This is a genomic window from Candidatus Pelagibacter sp. HIMB1493, from assembly GCF_052047995.1.
Taxonomy (GTDB): Bacteria; Pseudomonadota; Alphaproteobacteria; order Pelagibacterales; family Pelagibacteraceae; genus Pelagibacter.
The window spans coordinates 1,221,012-1,236,311 of record NZ_JBNAIP010000001.1; the positions used below are offsets into that span (position 1 = coordinate 1,221,012).

At 28.8% G+C, this 15,300-nt stretch carries 16 protein-coding genes; 4 read left to right on the top strand and 12 right to left on the bottom strand.

Going from position 1 to position 15,300, the window contains the following annotated elements; translation table 11 throughout:
* The gene (gene leuS / locus ACTTBK_RS06515; RefSeq protein ID WP_440619203.1) at positions 1 to 2,541 is read right to left on the bottom strand and encodes a leucine--tRNA ligase; all 2,541 of its coding nucleotides are present in this window, start codon (positions 2,539 to 2,541) and stop codon (positions 1 to 3) included.
* Between the two features lie 13 nt (positions 2,542 to 2,554).
* Positions 2,555 to 3,124, bottom strand: a complete 570-nt coding sequence (locus ACTTBK_RS06520; RefSeq protein WP_440619204.1) for a DUF3576 domain-containing protein — start codon at positions 3,122 to 3,124, stop codon at positions 2,555 to 2,557.
* Between the two features lie 197 nt (positions 3,125 to 3,321).
* Here ACTTBK_RS06520 and ACTTBK_RS06525 point away from each other — a divergent pair, with 197 nt between their 5' ends.
* On the top strand, positions 3,322 to 4,272 hold the full coding sequence (locus tag ACTTBK_RS06525) for a porin (RefSeq protein ID WP_440619205.1): 951 nt from the start codon (positions 3,322 to 3,324) through the stop codon (positions 4,270 to 4,272).
* A 32-nt stretch (positions 4,273 to 4,304) separates the two neighbouring features.
* On the opposite strand, the gene ACTTBK_RS06530 is transcribed toward ACTTBK_RS06525, so the two are convergent.
* Complete coding sequence (locus ACTTBK_RS06530; RefSeq protein ID WP_440619206.1) at positions 4,305 to 4,844, bottom strand: thiamine phosphate synthase; 540 nt, start codon at positions 4,842 to 4,844, stop codon at positions 4,305 to 4,307.
* Between ACTTBK_RS06530 and ACTTBK_RS06535 the strand changes: the two genes are divergently transcribed.
* On the top strand, positions 4,839 to 5,495 hold the full coding sequence (locus ACTTBK_RS06535) for a YggS family pyridoxal phosphate-dependent enzyme (RefSeq protein ID WP_440619207.1): 657 nt from the start codon (positions 4,839 to 4,841) through the stop codon (positions 5,493 to 5,495). The genes ACTTBK_RS06530 and ACTTBK_RS06535 overlap by 6 nt on opposite strands.
* Here ACTTBK_RS06535 and ACTTBK_RS06540 read toward each other — a convergent pair.
* Entirely contained in the window at positions 5,492 to 5,986 is a 495-nt protein-coding gene (locus ACTTBK_RS06540; RefSeq protein ID WP_440619209.1) for a L,D-transpeptidase family protein, read from the bottom strand. The two genes, ACTTBK_RS06535 and ACTTBK_RS06540, sit on opposite strands and share 4 nt — an antisense overlap.
* A 12-nt stretch (positions 5,987 to 5,998) precedes the next feature.
* Between ACTTBK_RS06540 and ACTTBK_RS06545 the strand changes: the two genes are divergently transcribed.
* A complete protein-coding gene (locus ACTTBK_RS06545) occupies positions 5,999 to 6,571 on the top strand; it encodes a winged helix-turn-helix domain-containing protein (RefSeq protein WP_440619210.1) in 573 nt (190 codons plus the stop codon).
* On the opposite strand, the gene ACTTBK_RS06550 is transcribed toward ACTTBK_RS06545, so the two are convergent.
* The 7 genes from ACTTBK_RS06550 to ACTTBK_RS06580 all read right to left on the bottom strand — a co-directional run bounded on the left by ACTTBK_RS06550 (position 6,554) and on the right by ACTTBK_RS06580 (position 13,504).
* Entirely contained in the window at positions 6,554 to 7,162 is a 609-nt protein-coding gene (locus ACTTBK_RS06550; protein WP_440619212.1) for a TIGR02466 family protein, read from the bottom strand. The genes ACTTBK_RS06545 and ACTTBK_RS06550 overlap by 18 nt on opposite strands.
* Before the next feature lie 4 nt (positions 7,163 to 7,166).
* Entirely contained in the window at positions 7,167 to 8,105 is a 939-nt protein-coding gene (locus ACTTBK_RS06555; RefSeq protein WP_440619213.1) for an adenosine kinase, read from the bottom strand.
* 1 nt (position 8,106) lies between these two features.
* A complete protein-coding gene (gene nth / locus ACTTBK_RS06560) occupies positions 8,107 to 8,760 on the bottom strand; it encodes an endonuclease III (protein WP_440619214.1) in 654 nt (217 codons plus the stop codon).
* A complete protein-coding gene (gene dapB / locus ACTTBK_RS06565; RefSeq protein WP_440619216.1) occupies positions 8,760 to 9,536 on the bottom strand; it encodes a 4-hydroxy-tetrahydrodipicolinate reductase in 777 nt (258 codons plus the stop codon). Before dapB ends, nth begins: the two co-directional genes overlap by 1 nt.
* Positions 9,537 to 9,706: 170 nt before the next feature.
* Positions 9,707 to 10,834 carry a molecular chaperone DnaJ gene (dnaJ, locus tag ACTTBK_RS06570; protein ID WP_440619217.1) on the bottom strand — a complete coding sequence of 376 codons (1,128 nt, stop codon included), beginning with the start codon at positions 10,832 to 10,834 and terminating at the stop codon, positions 9,707 to 9,709.
* A 29-nt stretch (positions 10,835 to 10,863) separates the two neighbouring features.
* Positions 10,864 to 12,789 carry a molecular chaperone DnaK gene (dnaK, locus tag ACTTBK_RS06575; protein ID WP_440619219.1) on the bottom strand — a complete coding sequence of 642 codons (1,926 nt, stop codon included), beginning with the start codon at positions 12,787 to 12,789 and terminating at the stop codon, positions 10,864 to 10,866.
* A gap of 61 nt (positions 12,790 to 12,850) precedes the next feature.
* A complete protein-coding gene (locus ACTTBK_RS06580) occupies positions 12,851 to 13,504 on the bottom strand; it encodes a nucleotide exchange factor GrpE (protein ID WP_440619220.1) in 654 nt (217 codons plus the stop codon).
* Positions 13,505 to 13,540: 36 nt separating this feature from the next.
* Here ACTTBK_RS06580 and rdgB point away from each other — a divergent pair, with 36 nt between their 5' ends.
* Positions 13,541 to 14,143 carry an RdgB/HAM1 family non-canonical purine NTP pyrophosphatase gene (gene rdgB / locus ACTTBK_RS06585; protein ID WP_440619221.1) on the top strand — a complete coding sequence of 201 codons (603 nt, stop codon included), beginning with the start codon at positions 13,541 to 13,543 and terminating at the stop codon, positions 14,141 to 14,143.
* Here rdgB and ACTTBK_RS06590 read toward each other — a convergent pair.
* Positions 14,127 to 15,281, bottom strand: coding sequence for an ABC transporter substrate-binding protein (locus ACTTBK_RS06590; RefSeq protein WP_440619223.1), 1,155 nt, complete (start codon positions 15,279 to 15,281; stop codon positions 14,127 to 14,129). The two genes, rdgB and ACTTBK_RS06590, sit on opposite strands and share 17 nt — an antisense overlap.
* Between the last annotated feature and the right edge of the window lie 19 nt (positions 15,282 to 15,300).

Here is a 15,300-nt window from a genome sequence, read left to right on the forward strand (position 1 = left end):
TTATAATATTAAGTTTATTAATTTTCCTGGGACAAATATTTTTCTTTTAATATTTTTATCTTTAAAATATTTGTTAATTTTATCATCTTTCAGTATCATTTCAAAAATTTCATCCTCACTTATATTTTTTGATGATTTAATTAGAGATCTCTTTTTGCCATTAATTTGAATTACGTAAAATATATCTTTTTCAACCAAATATTTATCTTCATGAATTGGCCAACTATAATTGTCTATTAAGTTTAATTCTTCTAAAATTTCACTACTTAAATGTGGCAAAACAGGGTTTAGACAGATTATTATTTTTTTATAATTGTTTAATAAAGTATTTTTTTTATACTTCGAATTTATTTCTTTATTAAGTGAATTGTAAATTTCATATATACTTGCAATTGATTTATTATAATTAAAGTTTTCAAAAGAATCTGTGATTTTTTTTATAAAAATATTTGTAATTTTATTTAAATTTTGTCCTTCCTCAATATCGTGATCTTTTTCAATTTCTTTTTTGATTTTACAATGTAATGACCATAATTTTAATACAAATCTATGTGCAGCTTCTATACCATCGTCTGACCATTGCACATCCTTTTCTGGCGGACTATCCGAAAGAATAAAAAGTCTGACAGAGTCAGCTCCAAAATTATTTATGATCTTTTCTGGATCTATTGTGTTTTTTTTTGATTTAGACATAGACTCAGACGGTCCAGTTGTAATCTTAACTGATTGGTCTCTTTTTAGAAAATTTTCACCACTGATTGAAATTATTTCATCAGGACTTATCCAATTATTTTTATTATCTTTGTATGTTTCATGGCAAACCATTCCTTGGGTGAAAAGGCCCTTAAATGGTTCTTTAAAATTAAATGTTTCATTTTTAAAGGATAAGGCTTGCATGAAAAATCTTGAGTAGAGTAGATGTAAAATCGCATGTTCAACTCCGCCAATATATTGATCTACAGGCATCCAATAATTTGCTTCCTCTAATTTAAATCCATATTTTTTATTATTAGGCGAGCAAAATCTTAAAAAATACCAAGAGGAATCTACAAACGTATCTAACGTATCTGTCTCTCTAATGAATTTTTTTCCATTTATATTTATATATTTCCAATCAACTTCCTCATCTAATGAATTGCCAGTGGGTTTTAATTTACTTATTTTTGGTAATTTAATTGGTAGATCTTCTTTTGGTACCTTATGAGGATTACCTTCTTGATCATATACAATTGGGATTGGGCATCCCCAGTACCTTTGTCTAGATACACCCCAATCTTTAAGCCTGTAGTTTATTTTTTTATTACCAATTTTGTTTTTTTCTAAATATTCAATTGTTTTTAAAACTGATTCTTGCGGATACTTCAAGCCATTTAAAAAAGAAGAGTTAAAAATAAAACCTTCACCTGTATATGCTTCATTTGTAACCTCAAAATTTTTATCATTTAAATTTGGCGTTACTACAGGCTTAATTCTTAAATTATATTTTTGTGCAAATTCAAAATCTCTTTGGTCATGTGCGGGACAACCAAAAACTGCGCCATGTCCGTAATCCATTATAACGAAATTTGCAAAATAAATTGGTACTTTTTCATCATTAAAAGGATTAATTGCATACAAGTTAGTTTTAAAACCAATTTTTTCGGCATTTGCTATTGCCTCCTCTGTAGTGCCGACCCTAGAACACTCTTTCTTAAATTCTAAAAATTCTTTATTTTCTAAATAATTATCTGATAGAGGATGATCTACTGACAAAGCTAGGAAGGACATTCCAAATAAAGTGTCTGGTCTTGTAGTGAAACATTTAATATGATTCAGTTTATTCTTTGGTTCAATTTTGAAATCAATTTCACATCCCACAGATTTTCCAATCCAGTTTTTTTGCATAACTTTTACTTTATTTGGCCATTTTTCCAAATGATCTAAATTTTCTAAGAGTTCATTTGAAAATTTAGATATTTTAAAAAACCATTGATTTAACTTTTTTCTCTCAACAATGGCGCCTGATCTCCAGCCTTTTCCATCTATGACCTGTTCATTGGCTAATACGGTTTGGTCTATTGGATCCCAATTAACATATTGTTCTTTCCTATAAACTAATCCTTTATCGTATAATTCTAAAAAAAATTCTTGTTGGTGTTTATAGTAATCAGAGGAGCATGTTGAGATTTCTCTATCCCAATCAATAGATAATCCCAGCCTTTTTAGTTGTGATTTCATATTGGATATATTTTCTTCTGTCCAACTTTTCGGATCCAAGTTATTTTGTCTTGCAGCATTTTCTGCTGGCATACCAAAAGAATCCCATCCCATTGGATGTAAGACATTGTATCCTTTTAAATTCTTGTATCTCGCTAACACATCACCAATAGTATAATTTCTTACATGACCCATATGAATTTTTCCTGAAGGGTATGGAAACATTTCTAGGCAATAAAATTTTTTTTTATCTTTTTTTATTTCTGCTTTAAAAGATTTTTGCTCAGACCAAACCTTTTGCCACTTATCTTCAATTAATTTAAAGTTATATCTTTCTTTGGACACTGATATTTAATTTTTAAAGTCCTTTAGTATTTTTTGGATCAGTATAAGGAACAAAATTTTCCGCATCATTCTGTTTTTTATAAAGTGCTGCTTTTTTTAAAATTGATCTTGTTAACTCTTCTCTTAAAGTGCTTTTGGACTCACTTATTTTACAATTTAATGTACTCTCACATTTTTTATAAAAAACTTTAACATTAATTGCATCGGATCTAACCTCGTTTGTTAAGAATCTTATTGTAATTTTTATAGACTCACCAATTTCTTGATTGTCGCTATACCAATCTGTTACGATAATGCCTCCGCTGTAATTTGCTGTTGACAATGGCATAAAATCAATTGTGTCTAAAGAAGCCCTCCAAAGTTCATTTGATGATGCAAATTCATAATTTGTTCCTGATTTATTATTTAGGGTATCACCTAATCTAAAACCTTTACCCTCTTCAAGATTTTTTTTTACCCTAGCTTTGGGGTCAGGTGAAATTTTTCTTGCATCTGATCCTCCAAGTTTTCCTCCACAGTTGGTTAAGAAAATTGAAATCAGAAAAATTAATAATAGTTTTGTGTTAATTAATTTTGTTATCATTGAAATTTATTCATGGTTTACACTAGTTTTAGTAATTTTACATAAAATTAAGATAAAATATAACAAATATAGTGGCAAATATATCACACTGTCTATTTTTTTAGCATTTAAAGGGATTATTTAACTCAATATTTAACTGAACTGTTAAAAAGCTAATGTTTATTATTAATAATAAAAACTAATAAGGAGTAATTAATATGAACAATCTAAAAAAACTAGGTGCGTCAGCTTTAGCTGGATCTTTAGTTGCATTCTCAGCAAGTGCAGGAGAGATGACAGTTAGTGGTGGTGCTAACCTTTATATGACAACAACAGACGAAAATGGAAAGACTACATTTTCAAATGATGACCATGTAACTTTCTCAGGTTCAGGTGAGCTTGACAATGGTATGACTGTAACTTTCAGTTTACAATTAGATGGTGATGAATCAGATGATGGTGCGATCGACAATCACTCTATCACGATAGACACTGATGGTTCAGGTACAATTACGTACGCTGGTCACGGTGGTGATTCTGTATTAGGTGGAATGGACGACAAAACTCCAACTGCTTATGAAGAAGCATGGGATGGTCTAACTCAAACTGGTACTGATTCAGTTATCAATGGTTATGGTGGAAATGATCTTATAAGATATGACTCACCAAGCATTAACGGTGCAACTGTTCATGCTTCAGTTCTATTGAACAGTGCTGCAGCTTACAATGGTGTATACAATGACTTCGGTATAACTTTCAAACCAGAAATGGCTGAAGGTTTAGAAATTGGATATGCAATGGGTGAAACAGAAGCTACTGCAGGTACACCAATTGACGATAGCACTTTATACGTTAAGTATGCTTATGGTCCAATAACTGTTGGTTACCAACAATCTGAGTCAGATGCAGCTTCTGCAACAAACTCTGATGAGTCAGATACTATCGGTATTTCTTACCAAGTAACTGATGATTTCTCAGTATCTTACAATGAACACACATACAATGATGGTGATTGGACATCTGATGAAGAGTATTCAGGTATTTCAGCTTCATACACAATGGGTGGTATAACTATTGCTGGTCATATGAACACAGTAGAAAACAGAGGTGGTAGTGCAACTGCTGCTGATGTTGAAGGATACGAACTTAATTTAGGATTTGCATTCTAATTTATTTTAAAGTTAAGATTAATAAAGGCCCCTTACATAGGGGCCTTTTTTTTGAAAAAACTTATTCCTGCAAAACCAGAAATATTTAATAAATTTATTTTTCTAAAGTTGTTATTGTCTATACCTCCTAAAGCGACCATTCTTTTTTTTGAAAGTTTAGAGAAATTGTTAAACTTATTTAAACCTAGATAATTTTTATTTTTCTTAAAAATTGATGATAATATTATTTTAGAAACTTGTTGTCTTTCTTTAATTCTTATTTCCTTTAAATTATGTGCAGAGCCAATGATGGAAAATTTTTTTTTATATGAATAGGTCAAATGATTAAAATTTTTATTAAACGATGGAATATAGGCACCATCTAAGTCAAGTCTAACAGCTAATTTTATGTTATTTGATAGAAAAAATTTAATATTATTTTTTTTACAAAAATTTTTGATTTTTAATATTTTATTTAAATCAATTTTTTCATCATAATTTCGATAGATTATGGTTGTATTTTTATCTTGGTTTTTAATTAGATTTGGTTCAAATTCATTAATGAAAAAGTATTTTTTAAAAAAATTATGCATATCACTATTAAAAATCTCAATATCATAAAAGATCAATTAAAACTTAATTTAAATGATATTACTTTTAAAAACTTAAAGATTATTGCAGTTTCAAAAACATTTCCTATTGAGAAAATGATGCCATTAATTGATTTTGGTCACATTCATTTTGGAGAAAATAAAGTACAAGAAACAATCAATAAATGGAGTAAAATAAAAGAAGAGAACTCCAATATTATGCTTCATTTGATCGGCAAGCTTCAATCTAACAAAGTCAAATTTGCAGTTAAAATCTTTGATTATATTCATTCATTAGACAGTGAAAAATTAGCAAATAAAATAGCCACTGAAGAAGAAAAAAATAAAAAAAAAATTAAACTTTTTATACAAGTAAATATTGGAGACGAAAAACAAAAATCAGGTATAGAAATAGAAAAATTAGATGACTTTTATAAATATTGTTTGGGTCTCAACTTAAATGTAATTGGCTTGATGTGTATACCCCCACAGAACATAGAAGCTGAAGATTATTTTAAAAAAATGGAATTTTTAAATAAAAAATATAATTTTAAAGAGTTAAGTATGGGTATGTCAGCTGATTATTTGAAAGCTTCAAAATATTCGGCTACCTATTTAAGAATAGGATCAAACATTTTTGGTAAAAGAAGTTAATTTATTAAAATTTTTGTTTTTGGATTAATTAATTTAATTAGTATTAAAAAATCACTTTTTTTAATTGCAATACAACCCGCTGTTGGTTTTAAATCATTTGTTAAATGTAAAAAAATGCAGCTACCATTAGGGATTTTAGGTTTAATAGAATTGTACTTAATCAATATCATCATATCGTACTTAGTATCTTTCCTAAAAAGTTTCTCGTGCTTAATTTTTTTATTTACTTTAATAAGTTTGTTGTAAAATCTTGGAAAATTAATATCATCACACCATCCCATATCTTTTTTGATTATTTTTTTAGTAAGCCTTGTGAAGGGTATTTCTACTCTATCAGCTCTATAGTATAAATTTCCTAGTGAAAATAATCCTTTTGGTGTTTTTTTATCACCCTCTTTTTTTTTTGTAGATAAACCTTTTTTCCCAACAGTACATTTAAATTTAAAATCACCTACTATAAGTGTATCTTTATTTTTAAGAAAAATTATCATATTTTACTATTTATGATTAAACAAAATTTAATTATTTACTCAATTCCTATTTTATATAAAGTTTTAAAAGAATTAGAAGAGGACTTAAATTATAATTTATACAGTTTTACTGATGTTAAAGATTTATCTAAAATTAATCATCTAGAATTTCTGATATTAACCTGGAAAAAAAATCTTAATTATAAAAATACTTTGGAATTTACTTTTCCTATTAAAATTTCGAAATTAATTGAAAAAATTAATATTGAATTTATTAAACTTAAGACAAAAAATAATTCCAATCAAATAATCGGAAATTATATTTTGAATTTAAATTCAAGAGAACTAATATTTAATTCAAAAGTTATTAATTTAACTGAAAAAGAAGCTAACTTGATTAATTTTTTAAATAAGTTTGAGAGATGTGTAGGTATTAAAGAACTTGAGTTGAAAGTGTGGCGTTATGAAACTAAACTAGAAACTCATACTGTTGAAACACATATACATAGATTAAGAAAAAAAATATTGAATATATTTGGTAGAAAAGACTTTATTTTAAGTGATAAAAAGGGATATTATCTAAACAAACTATCTAAGAATATCTAAATTAAAACTTATTATCACCCTGTCTTCATTTGACTGATTTTCTTCAACAGAATGTGGAAGATAAGCCGGAAATATTAGCAAGTCTCCCTCGCTAATATTGATTACAGCGCTATTAGAATTTAATTCTGAAGCGACTTCAGCTTTGGGATACATGTTCCTATTAATTATATTTGGATTTGATGCTTTGAAATTTCCACACTTATCTGGGGCTTTTACATAATACGCAGCACTTAAATAATTATTAGGATGTGCATGCTCAATATTGAAATTATTTTTTTTATTAATAATTGCCCACATTGAAGTGCATTTAACCTTGTTACCTTCGAACAACCAACCATAGCTTTTAAATACACTTTTTATATAGATATTAATTGAACTAAAAAATTTGTTAGGAATCTCATTTGGATTAGATAAATCAAAAGGTTGGGAGTGCCATCCATTTACATTTGATTTTTTAACTCCTTTTTGATCTTTTTTTTGAAGTTTATAAATATATTCTAGAAGTTTTAAATTTAGATTTTCATAGTCTTTGACTTTAAATTTAAACACTGGCTGAGGAAATAATTTTAATATTTCATTCTTTTCATTCATTTATTTAGTCTTTATTTAATCTTGCACCAATTTGTTGAATTATTTTTGATGACATTTCTGTTCCTTTTTCTAAACTTTCTTTTATTGATAATCTATTAATAAATCCATGTAGAAATCCAGCAGCAAATAGATCACCTGCACCCGTGAGGTCAATTATTTTTAGATTTTTTTGTATATCACTTTCAACAACTTCATTACCATTAATTACCATCGCACCTTTTTCTCCTCTGGTTACAACCACTAATTTATTAAGTTGTTTTGAAAAATTAATAATTTCTTCAAAATTTTTTGCTTCAATTAATGAAGCAATTTCTTGTTCATTAGCAAAAGTTATATCAATTTTATTTTTAACTAGTTCTAAAAAATGAGGTTTGTGTCTATCGACGCAAAATTGATCTGAAAGAGACATTGCAACTTTATTTGCATTATTTATAGCTTTATCAAACGCTTTCTTTGGCTCTCCTTCATCCCACAAATAACCTTCTAAAAATATTATTTCACTTTTTTTTATAGCATCTGAACTAACATCGTTTTCATTAATTTTTCCTGCTGTGCCCAAGAAAGTACACATTGTTCTTTCTGAATCTGGAGTCACAAGTATTAAGCATGTTCCAGTTGGTAATTCCTCTTTTTTTTTGGAATAAAAATATTCTACATTTTCTTTCTTTAACCCTTCTTCATAATTACTACCAAACTCATCATCTGAAATTTTTCCTATAAAGCCAGCTTTATTTCCAAGCTGAGATATACCAACAATTGAATTTGCAACTGATCCTCCAGAAACTGTTTTTTCAATTTTTAGATTTGTTAATAAGTTTTTGAATTCATTTTCGTCAAAAAATAATTTCATCGTACTTTTTGTAAGGTTGTTTTGATTGATAAAATTGTCATCAACTTTACAAATGACATCCACAATAGCGTTTCCTATTCCTAAAATTTTCATATTAAGCTTTTTTGGTAATAACAGGTTTTTTTCTATTTGGATAGCAAGTAGTACATATTTTGCACTTCATTCCATGACAATCTCTTGCTTTACAATATTCTCTACCATAAAAGATTATTTGGAGATGAAGTTTAGACCAGGTTTTTTTAGGAAATATTCTTTTTAAATCTTTTTCAGTTTGAATTACATTTTTTCCATTTGTTAAACCCCAACGTTGTGCAAGTCTGTGAATATGAGTATCAACAGCAAAAGCTGGATATCCAAAACCTTGGGACATTACTACACTTGCTGTTTTGTGTCCTACACCGGGTAGTTTTTCGAGTTCTTCAAAAGTTTTAGGCACTTTACCTTTGTGTTTTTCCAACACTTGTTTTGACATTAAATAAATGCTTTTGGCTTTAACTCTAAAAATTCCAATTTTTCTTATTAATTTTTCAATTTTTTTTCTTCCTAATTTTACAAAGTGCTCAGGCTTATAGTATTTTGGATATATGTCTTTTGTTACATTATTTACATTTACATCAGTACATTGTGCTGAAAGTAAGACTGAAATTAAAAGTGTGAAAGTATTTTTACTTTTTAAAGGAACAGGTGCTTTAGGATATATTTTATTTAAAGTTTTTATTATGATTTTTGCTTTTTGTTTTTCATTCATTATGAAAAGTTAAGCAAATCTCTCATAGAATATAATCCAGGTTTTTTTTTCATCAACCATTTAGAAGCCGTCAAAGCTCCGTCTGAATAAAGTGCTCTATCAAAAGCCTCATGGTTTAGTGTAATTACTTCTTTTCCACTTGAGAATTTCACTTCGTGCTCACCAATAATTTCACCTTTTCTAATTGAGTTAAAATTAATTTTTTTTCCATAAGGAAAAGTTTTTTTATTTAAGAATTTTTTACCAATTAAATTATATAAATTTTTATTTTTTCCATCAGCAATTCCTTTACTGAGCATTAAAGCAGTACCAGATGGGTAGTCTTTTTTATGTTTGTGGTGTACTTCAAATATCTTGGTCAAGTATTCCTCATTTAGTGATTTAGAGGCAATTTCAGTTAGATACATCAATAAATTTACTCCAAGACTCATATTACCAGCTTTTAAAATTGGTATTTTTTTTGAATATTTTTTAATTTGATTTTCTTGTTCTCTAGTAAATCCAGTTGTACCAATTACTACTTTTTTTCTTAATTTTGAGGCTACTCTAAGTATTTCAAGCGTACAATTTGGAACTGTGAAATCAATAATTACGTCAGTTTTTTTAAATGCTTTATGAGAATTTAACTCAGGTTTAATCCCATTAAATTTTTTATCAACTAATCTGTTCTCTGTGAGTGTAACTAATTTAAAATTTTTATTTTTTTTTGATGATTTTATGAGCTGTTGACCCATCCTACCCATGCAACCAGAAATAGCTAAATTAATTTTTTTCATTAATTGATAAAGTATAGAAGTATCATAAGAACAATTATAATGACACCCCAAATACTTAAATTTTTAAAAAATACTTTTTTCTTAAAGTTTGATTTTATGAAGCTAGGTAAAATTAGAATTAGTATTAATATTAAAGCTATAGATGGAATAATCTCTTCTAAACCCATATCTTAATTCTTCCAAAAGTCTTTTGCTTTTTGAAAAAATTTTTTGATACTTGGATTTGATTTATCGTTTTCTATTTCTCTAAATTGTTCCAATAATTCTTTTTGTTTTTTGTTTAGATATACAGGCACCTCGGTTTTTACCTGAACATATAAATCACCAAAATCACCTCTTCTCATAAATGGCATTCCTTTGCCCTTTAATCTAAATTGTTTACCATTTTGAGTTCCATCTGGAATTTTTATTTTTGCTCGTCCACCATCAATTGTTGGTATTTCAATGGTAGTTCCAAGAGCTGCATCAGCAAGAGATAGCGGAAACTCAAAAAATAGGTTTTCATCCGATCTTTTAAATAGTTCATGAGAATGAACATTTATAAATAAATATAAATCACCTGTAGCACCACCTCTACTACCAGCTTCACCCTTTCCAGCAAGTCTTATTCTGGTACCATCATCTACTCCTTTAGGAATAGTTACAGATATTTTTTTGGATGTTTGTTTTTTACCCTGACCATTACAATCATTGCATGGATTAGTAATTTCTTCACCATTACCATTACATTGTGGACAAGTTTGTTGAACAGTAAAGAAACCCTGGTTAGATCTTATTCTTCCATTTCCTCCACAATAAGAACACCTATCTGGAGAATAACCTGGTTCTGAACCATTACCTTTGCAAGTTCCACACTGTTCAGTAGTTGCAAATTTTATATCTTGTTTTTTACCGTGATAAGCTTCTTCTAACGAAATTGATAAATCGTATCTTAAATCTGAACCTCTGTTATTTGATCTTCTGTTTTTTGATCTTCCCCCACCTCCAAAATCTCCAAAGAAATCTTCAAAAATATCTGAAAAATCAGCTCCACTAAAACCACCAAAACCACCACCCGGTCTACCACCACCATTTTCAAAAGCAGCATGTCCAAAGTTATCGTAGTTTTGCTTTTTTTCTTTGTCTGAAAGTATTCCGTAAGCCTCACTAGCTTCTTTAAATTTTTCCTCTGCTTTTGAATCACCAGGATTTTTATCTGGATGATATTTAACTGCTAGTTTTCTATACGCAGATTTTAGTTCATCAGGACTTGCGCTCTTGTTAACGCCTAGGACATCATAATAGTCTCTTTTAGCCATCAAATTACCCCAGACAATTAAATGTCAGTTTATGCGCTTTTTTCTTTATTCTCGTCTTTTACTTCTTCGAAATCAGCATCAACAACATTTTCGTCTTTTTTACCTGTATTATCTTCACCATCATCTTTTCCCGATTCTGGTTTAGCACTTTGTTGTGATTTGTAGATTGCTTCTCCAAGTTTCATTGAAGCTTGAACTAAAGCTTCTGTTTTTTTCTTAATATCTTCAATATCTTCACCTTTTAGAGCTTCTTTTACAGCAGATGATGCATCTTCAATCGCTTTTTTATCTGTACCTGAAATTTTTGATCCATGCTCTTTTAAGTTCTTCTCTGTTGAGTGAATTAAAGTGTCTGCTTGGTTTCTTACATCAACTGACTCTCTTTTCTTTTTATCAGCTTCTTTGTTAGCTTCAGCATCTTTGACCATTTTTTCAATTTCTTCATCACTTAATCCACCAGAAGCTTGAATTTGTATCTTTTGTTCTTTACCAGTTCCTTTGTCTTTTGCTGAAACATTTACAATACCGTTAGCATCAATATCAAATGTAACTTCAATTTGAGGAACTCCTCTTGGAGCTGGAGCAATACCTACCAATTCAAAATTACCTAATAACTTGTTATCAGAAGCCATTTCTCTTTCACCTTGTAAAACTCTAATAGAAACAGCTGGCTGATTATCTTCAGCAGTTGAGAAGACTTGGCTTTTTTTAGTTGGAATTGTTGTATTTTTATCAATTAGTTTTGTTGAAACACCACCAAGTGTTTCAATACCTAATGATAAAGGTGTAACATCTAATAAAAGAACGTCTTTAACATCTCCTTGTAACACTCCTGCTTGAATAGCAGCACCCATTGCAACTACTTCATCAGGGTTTACACTTTTATTAGGGTCTTTTCCAAAAAAGTTTTTAACTTCTGCTAAAACTTTTGGCATTCTAGTCATACCACCAACCATAACTACTTCATCTATCTCACTTGCGGTAATTCCTGCGTCTTTTAAAGCAGTCTGACATGGAGGCATTGTTCTAGCAATTAAGTCCTCAACTAAAGCCTCAAGCTTTGCTCTAGTCATCTTTAAATTAATGTGTTTTGGACCAGTTTTATCTGCAGTTATAAACGGTAAGTTTATGTCTGTTTGCTCTGCTGATGATAATTCTATTTTTGCTTTTTCAGCCGCTTCTTTTAATCTTTGTAAAGCAAGTTTATCTGATTTAAGATCAATACCATTATCTTTCTTAAATTCAGAAATTAAATAATCAACTATAGCATTATCAAAATCTTCACCACCTAAAAAAGTATCACCATTAGTTGATTTAACTTCAAATACACCGTCACCTAGCTCAAGTATAGAAACATCAAATGTTCCGCCACCTAGATCGTATACAGCAATTTTTTTATTTTGTTTTTTATCTAAACCATAAGCTAGTGATGCAGCAGTTGGTTCGTTGATAATTCTTAAAACTTCTAGTCCTGCAATTTTACCTGCGTCTTTTGTAGCTTGTCTTTGTGCATCGTTAAAATATGCTGGTACAGTAATTACAGCTTTTGTTACTTCTGATCCTAAATATTTTTCAGCTGTCTCTTTCATCTTTTGTAATATGAATGCGGAGATTTGTGAGGGAGAATACTTTTCTCCTTTAGCTTCAATCCAAGCGTCTCCTTTTTCAGAGTTAACTATCTTAAATGGTGCAGCCTCAACATCTTTTTTTACTGTTGGATCGTCAAAATTTCTTCCGATTAATCTTTTAACTGCAAAAATTGTGTTTTCAGGATTTGTTACTGCCTGTCTTTTAGCAGGTTGACCTATTAATTTTTCATTTTCATCAGTAAATGCAACTACTGAAGGTGTCGTTCTTGCTCCTTCTGCATTTTCTAAAACTTTAGCTTGTGTTCCTTCCATCACTGCAACACAAGAGTTGGTTGTTCCTAGGTCTATGCCAATTATTTTGCTCATAATATTATTGTCTCTTTCGTCATATAGGGTTTAAATTTGAAACTACAAGTTGATCTCACTATTATTTATCTCCTGAATTTTCTTGATTTTGTTCAGTTTTTTCTTCTTTTTTGGTAATTTTTTTTGAGACACCAACTAATGAGGGTCTTAAAAGTCTATCTTTAATTGTGAAGCCTTTTTGAATTTCTTGAATAATTGTTCCAGCTTCTTTAGTGTCGTCTTCAATCTCCATCATTGCTTGATGAAAGTTAGGATCTAGTTTTTTGTTAATACAATCAATTGGTTTAATATTGTTTTTTTCAAAAATAGAAATTAAATCTTTCTTTATTATTTCTAAATGCTCCAGTGTCTTTTTTAAAGCGTCTGTTTCTTTTAACTTGTCATCGCTTTCTAAAACATGTTTAGAACGATCTAAGTTATCAATTAAATTTAATGCTTCTTTAGCAAAGCTAGAACCTCCATACTCAAAGGCATCCTCTTTTTCCTTTTCAAACCTTCTTCTTTGATTTTCCATTTCAGCAAAAGTTCGTGCCAGTTTATCCTCGAGTTCAGCAATTTTTTCTTCTGGAGTTGGTTCTTTAATCTCTTCTTTGGTTTCCTGAAGTGTTTCCTGATTGTTTTCACCTGCTGAGCTTTCATCAGTTTTTTCTGTTTCTTTCTCTAAATTCTGATTTTCGTTTTCTAGAGTATTGTTTTGGTTTTCTTCTTTTTCCATGAGCTCATATATGGTAAGCAATTTAATTATTTCTAGATGTCTGAGCAAAAAATTAAACAATTACTAATAGGTACCAACAACAAGGGTAAATTAAGAGAAATTAGGAGTTTATTACCAAATTATATCAAAATTTACTCCAATTCTAATTTTAAACTTAAAAGTCCTGTTGAAAATGGAAAAACTTTTGAGGAAAATTCCTTAATTAAATCAAAATATTTTTCTAAAAAGACTGGTTTAATATGCTTGGCTGATGACTCTGGTTTGGAGATAGATCATTTAGATAAAAGACCCGGAATTTATTCTGCACGATGGGGAGGAAAATCTGGGGATTTTAACAAAGCTATTAAAAAAGTATTTAGAGAGTTAGATAAAAAAGATAAGAATTGGAAAAATAAAAAAATTAAAGCAAGATTTGTTTGCGCTCTATCAATTTCATATTTAAATAAAAAAATTGCCTGTGTAGTAGGCAAAGTTGAGGGTCGAATATCAAATGAGCCAAAGGGAAAAAATGGATTTGGTTATGATCCAATTTTTATCCCACTTAAAAAAACTAAAACATTTGGTGAAATGAAACCATCTCAAAAATACAAAATGGACCATCGTTATCAAGCTTTTAAAAAGCTTAAAAGATTTCTGTAAGTTTTTTATTTTCTATTTTATAAAAATTTAATCTGTGATTAATTTTGTTATCTTTAATATCAAAAATTCCTATCTTTCCTTTAAATGAATTTTCTTTCTTAAATAATTTATCCATTTTCGAAAGATCTGATTTCAATGAAAGATAATATACTAAACCAACTAAATCATAACTTAATAGTGAGAGATGGGATGGGTTTTTATTGAAAGCATTAAAATATTTGATTTTATAATTATCAAAGTTTTCTTTATTAATTGATGGATAATAAATTGGTTGAATATTTGTTTCTTCCATTAAACTTTCATCAAACCATTGGTTAAGGGTTATAAAGTATTTATTTTTTGGAGATACGTCGGTATAGAGTAAAGAGGTTGCAACACTTTTAAGACTTTCATCAAAATCAGATATAACAATTGAATCAAAATTAACATTTCCAATTGTATATCTTTTTTCCAAGCTTTTAATTTTTCTTTCTTTATTTGGTTCATTTGACTCTTTAATTCTTCTTATTTCATCTGCTAGATTTTGTTTTCTAATTTTGTATTCAGTTATTTCCTCAATTTGTTTTGTAAGTTTTGTTGGTTCAGTATTATATTCAAAATTTTTAAAAACTTTTATTTTAGAATTTTTCACACCATATTTGACTTCAAACTCAAAATTCTGAATTGGTGTTAAAAAAAGAGTTTTTTGTAAATTATTATTATCTAAAAATTTTTTTATAGTATTAAACTGTGATGTGGAATTTATTCCAGCAGAAATTACATTTTCAGGTAAATCTAAAGTCTTATTTGTTAATGATAAAAAAGTTAAATCTTTCATCTCATCTAAATAAGTTAAACTTTCATGAAATATTGGTCCAATAACAATTTTTATTCCCATTTGTTTTAATTCAAAAGCAGACTTAAGAGTTTGGTTAGCTCTTGACGCGGTATCTTTTGGATAAATTTCAATTAAATCATTATTAATATCTTTGACAGCTAAACTTACAGCCTTAATAATAGACGATCCCAGATCTTTATTTTCTCCAGTCATCGGAACTAACAGTCCAATTTTTATTTTTTCATTGGCATTTACTAAATTTAAAAAGTTTAAGAATAAGAGAAGCAAAGAAATTGAAATAATTTTGATAATCTTTTTCATTTTGATGTTATTATATAAT

What these genes read in the sequence shown, in the direction of transcription:
- ACTTBK_RS06520 (WP_440619204.1), bottom strand. Translation starts at nt 3,124, where the DNA reads ATGATAACAAAATTAATTAACACAAAACTATTATTAATTTTTCTGATT.
- ACTTBK_RS06525 (WP_440619205.1), top strand. Translation starts at nt 3,322, where the DNA reads ATGAACAATCTAAAAAAACTAGGTGCGTCAGCTTTAGCTGGATCTTTA.
- ACTTBK_RS06535 (WP_440619207.1), top strand. Translation starts at nt 4,839, where the DNA reads ATGCATATCACTATTAAAAATCTCAATATCATAAAAGATCAATTAAAA.
- ACTTBK_RS06530 (WP_440619206.1), bottom strand. Translation starts at nt 4,844, where the DNA reads ATGCATAATTTTTTTAAAAAATACTTTTTCATTAATGAATTTGAACCA.
- ACTTBK_RS06540 (WP_440619209.1), bottom strand. Translation starts at nt 5,986, where the DNA reads ATGATAATTTTTCTTAAAAATAAAGATACACTTATAGTAGGTGATTTT.
- ACTTBK_RS06545 (WP_440619210.1), top strand. Translation starts at nt 5,999, where the DNA reads ATGATTAAACAAAATTTAATTATTTACTCAATTCCTATTTTATATAAA.
- ACTTBK_RS06550 (WP_440619212.1), bottom strand. Translation starts at nt 7,162, where the DNA reads ATGAATGAAAAGAATGAAATATTAAAATTATTTCCTCAGCCAGTGTTT.
- ACTTBK_RS06555 (WP_440619213.1), bottom strand. Translation starts at nt 8,105, where the DNA reads ATGAAAATTTTAGGAATAGGAAACGCTATTGTGGATGTCATTTGTAAA.
- nth (WP_440619214.1), bottom strand. Translation starts at nt 8,760, where the DNA reads ATGAATGAAAAACAAAAAGCAAAAATCATAATAAAAACTTTAAATAAA.
- dapB (WP_440619216.1), bottom strand. Translation starts at nt 9,536, where the DNA reads ATGAAAAAAATTAATTTAGCTATTTCTGGTTGCATGGGTAGGATGGGT.
- dnaJ (WP_440619217.1), bottom strand. Translation starts at nt 10,834, where the DNA reads ATGGCTAAAAGAGACTATTATGATGTCCTAGGCGTTAACAAGAGCGCA.
- dnaK (WP_440619219.1), bottom strand. Translation starts at nt 12,789, where the DNA reads ATGAGCAAAATAATTGGCATAGACCTAGGAACAACCAACTCTTGTGTT.
- ACTTBK_RS06580 (WP_440619220.1), bottom strand. Translation starts at nt 13,504, where the DNA reads ATGGAAAAAGAAGAAAACCAAAACAATACTCTAGAAAACGAAAATCAG.
- rdgB (WP_440619221.1), top strand. Translation starts at nt 13,541, where the DNA reads ATGTCTGAGCAAAAAATTAAACAATTACTAATAGGTACCAACAACAAG.
- ACTTBK_RS06590 (WP_440619223.1), bottom strand. Translation starts at nt 15,281, where the DNA reads ATGAAAAAGATTATCAAAATTATTTCAATTTCTTTGCTTCTCTTATTC.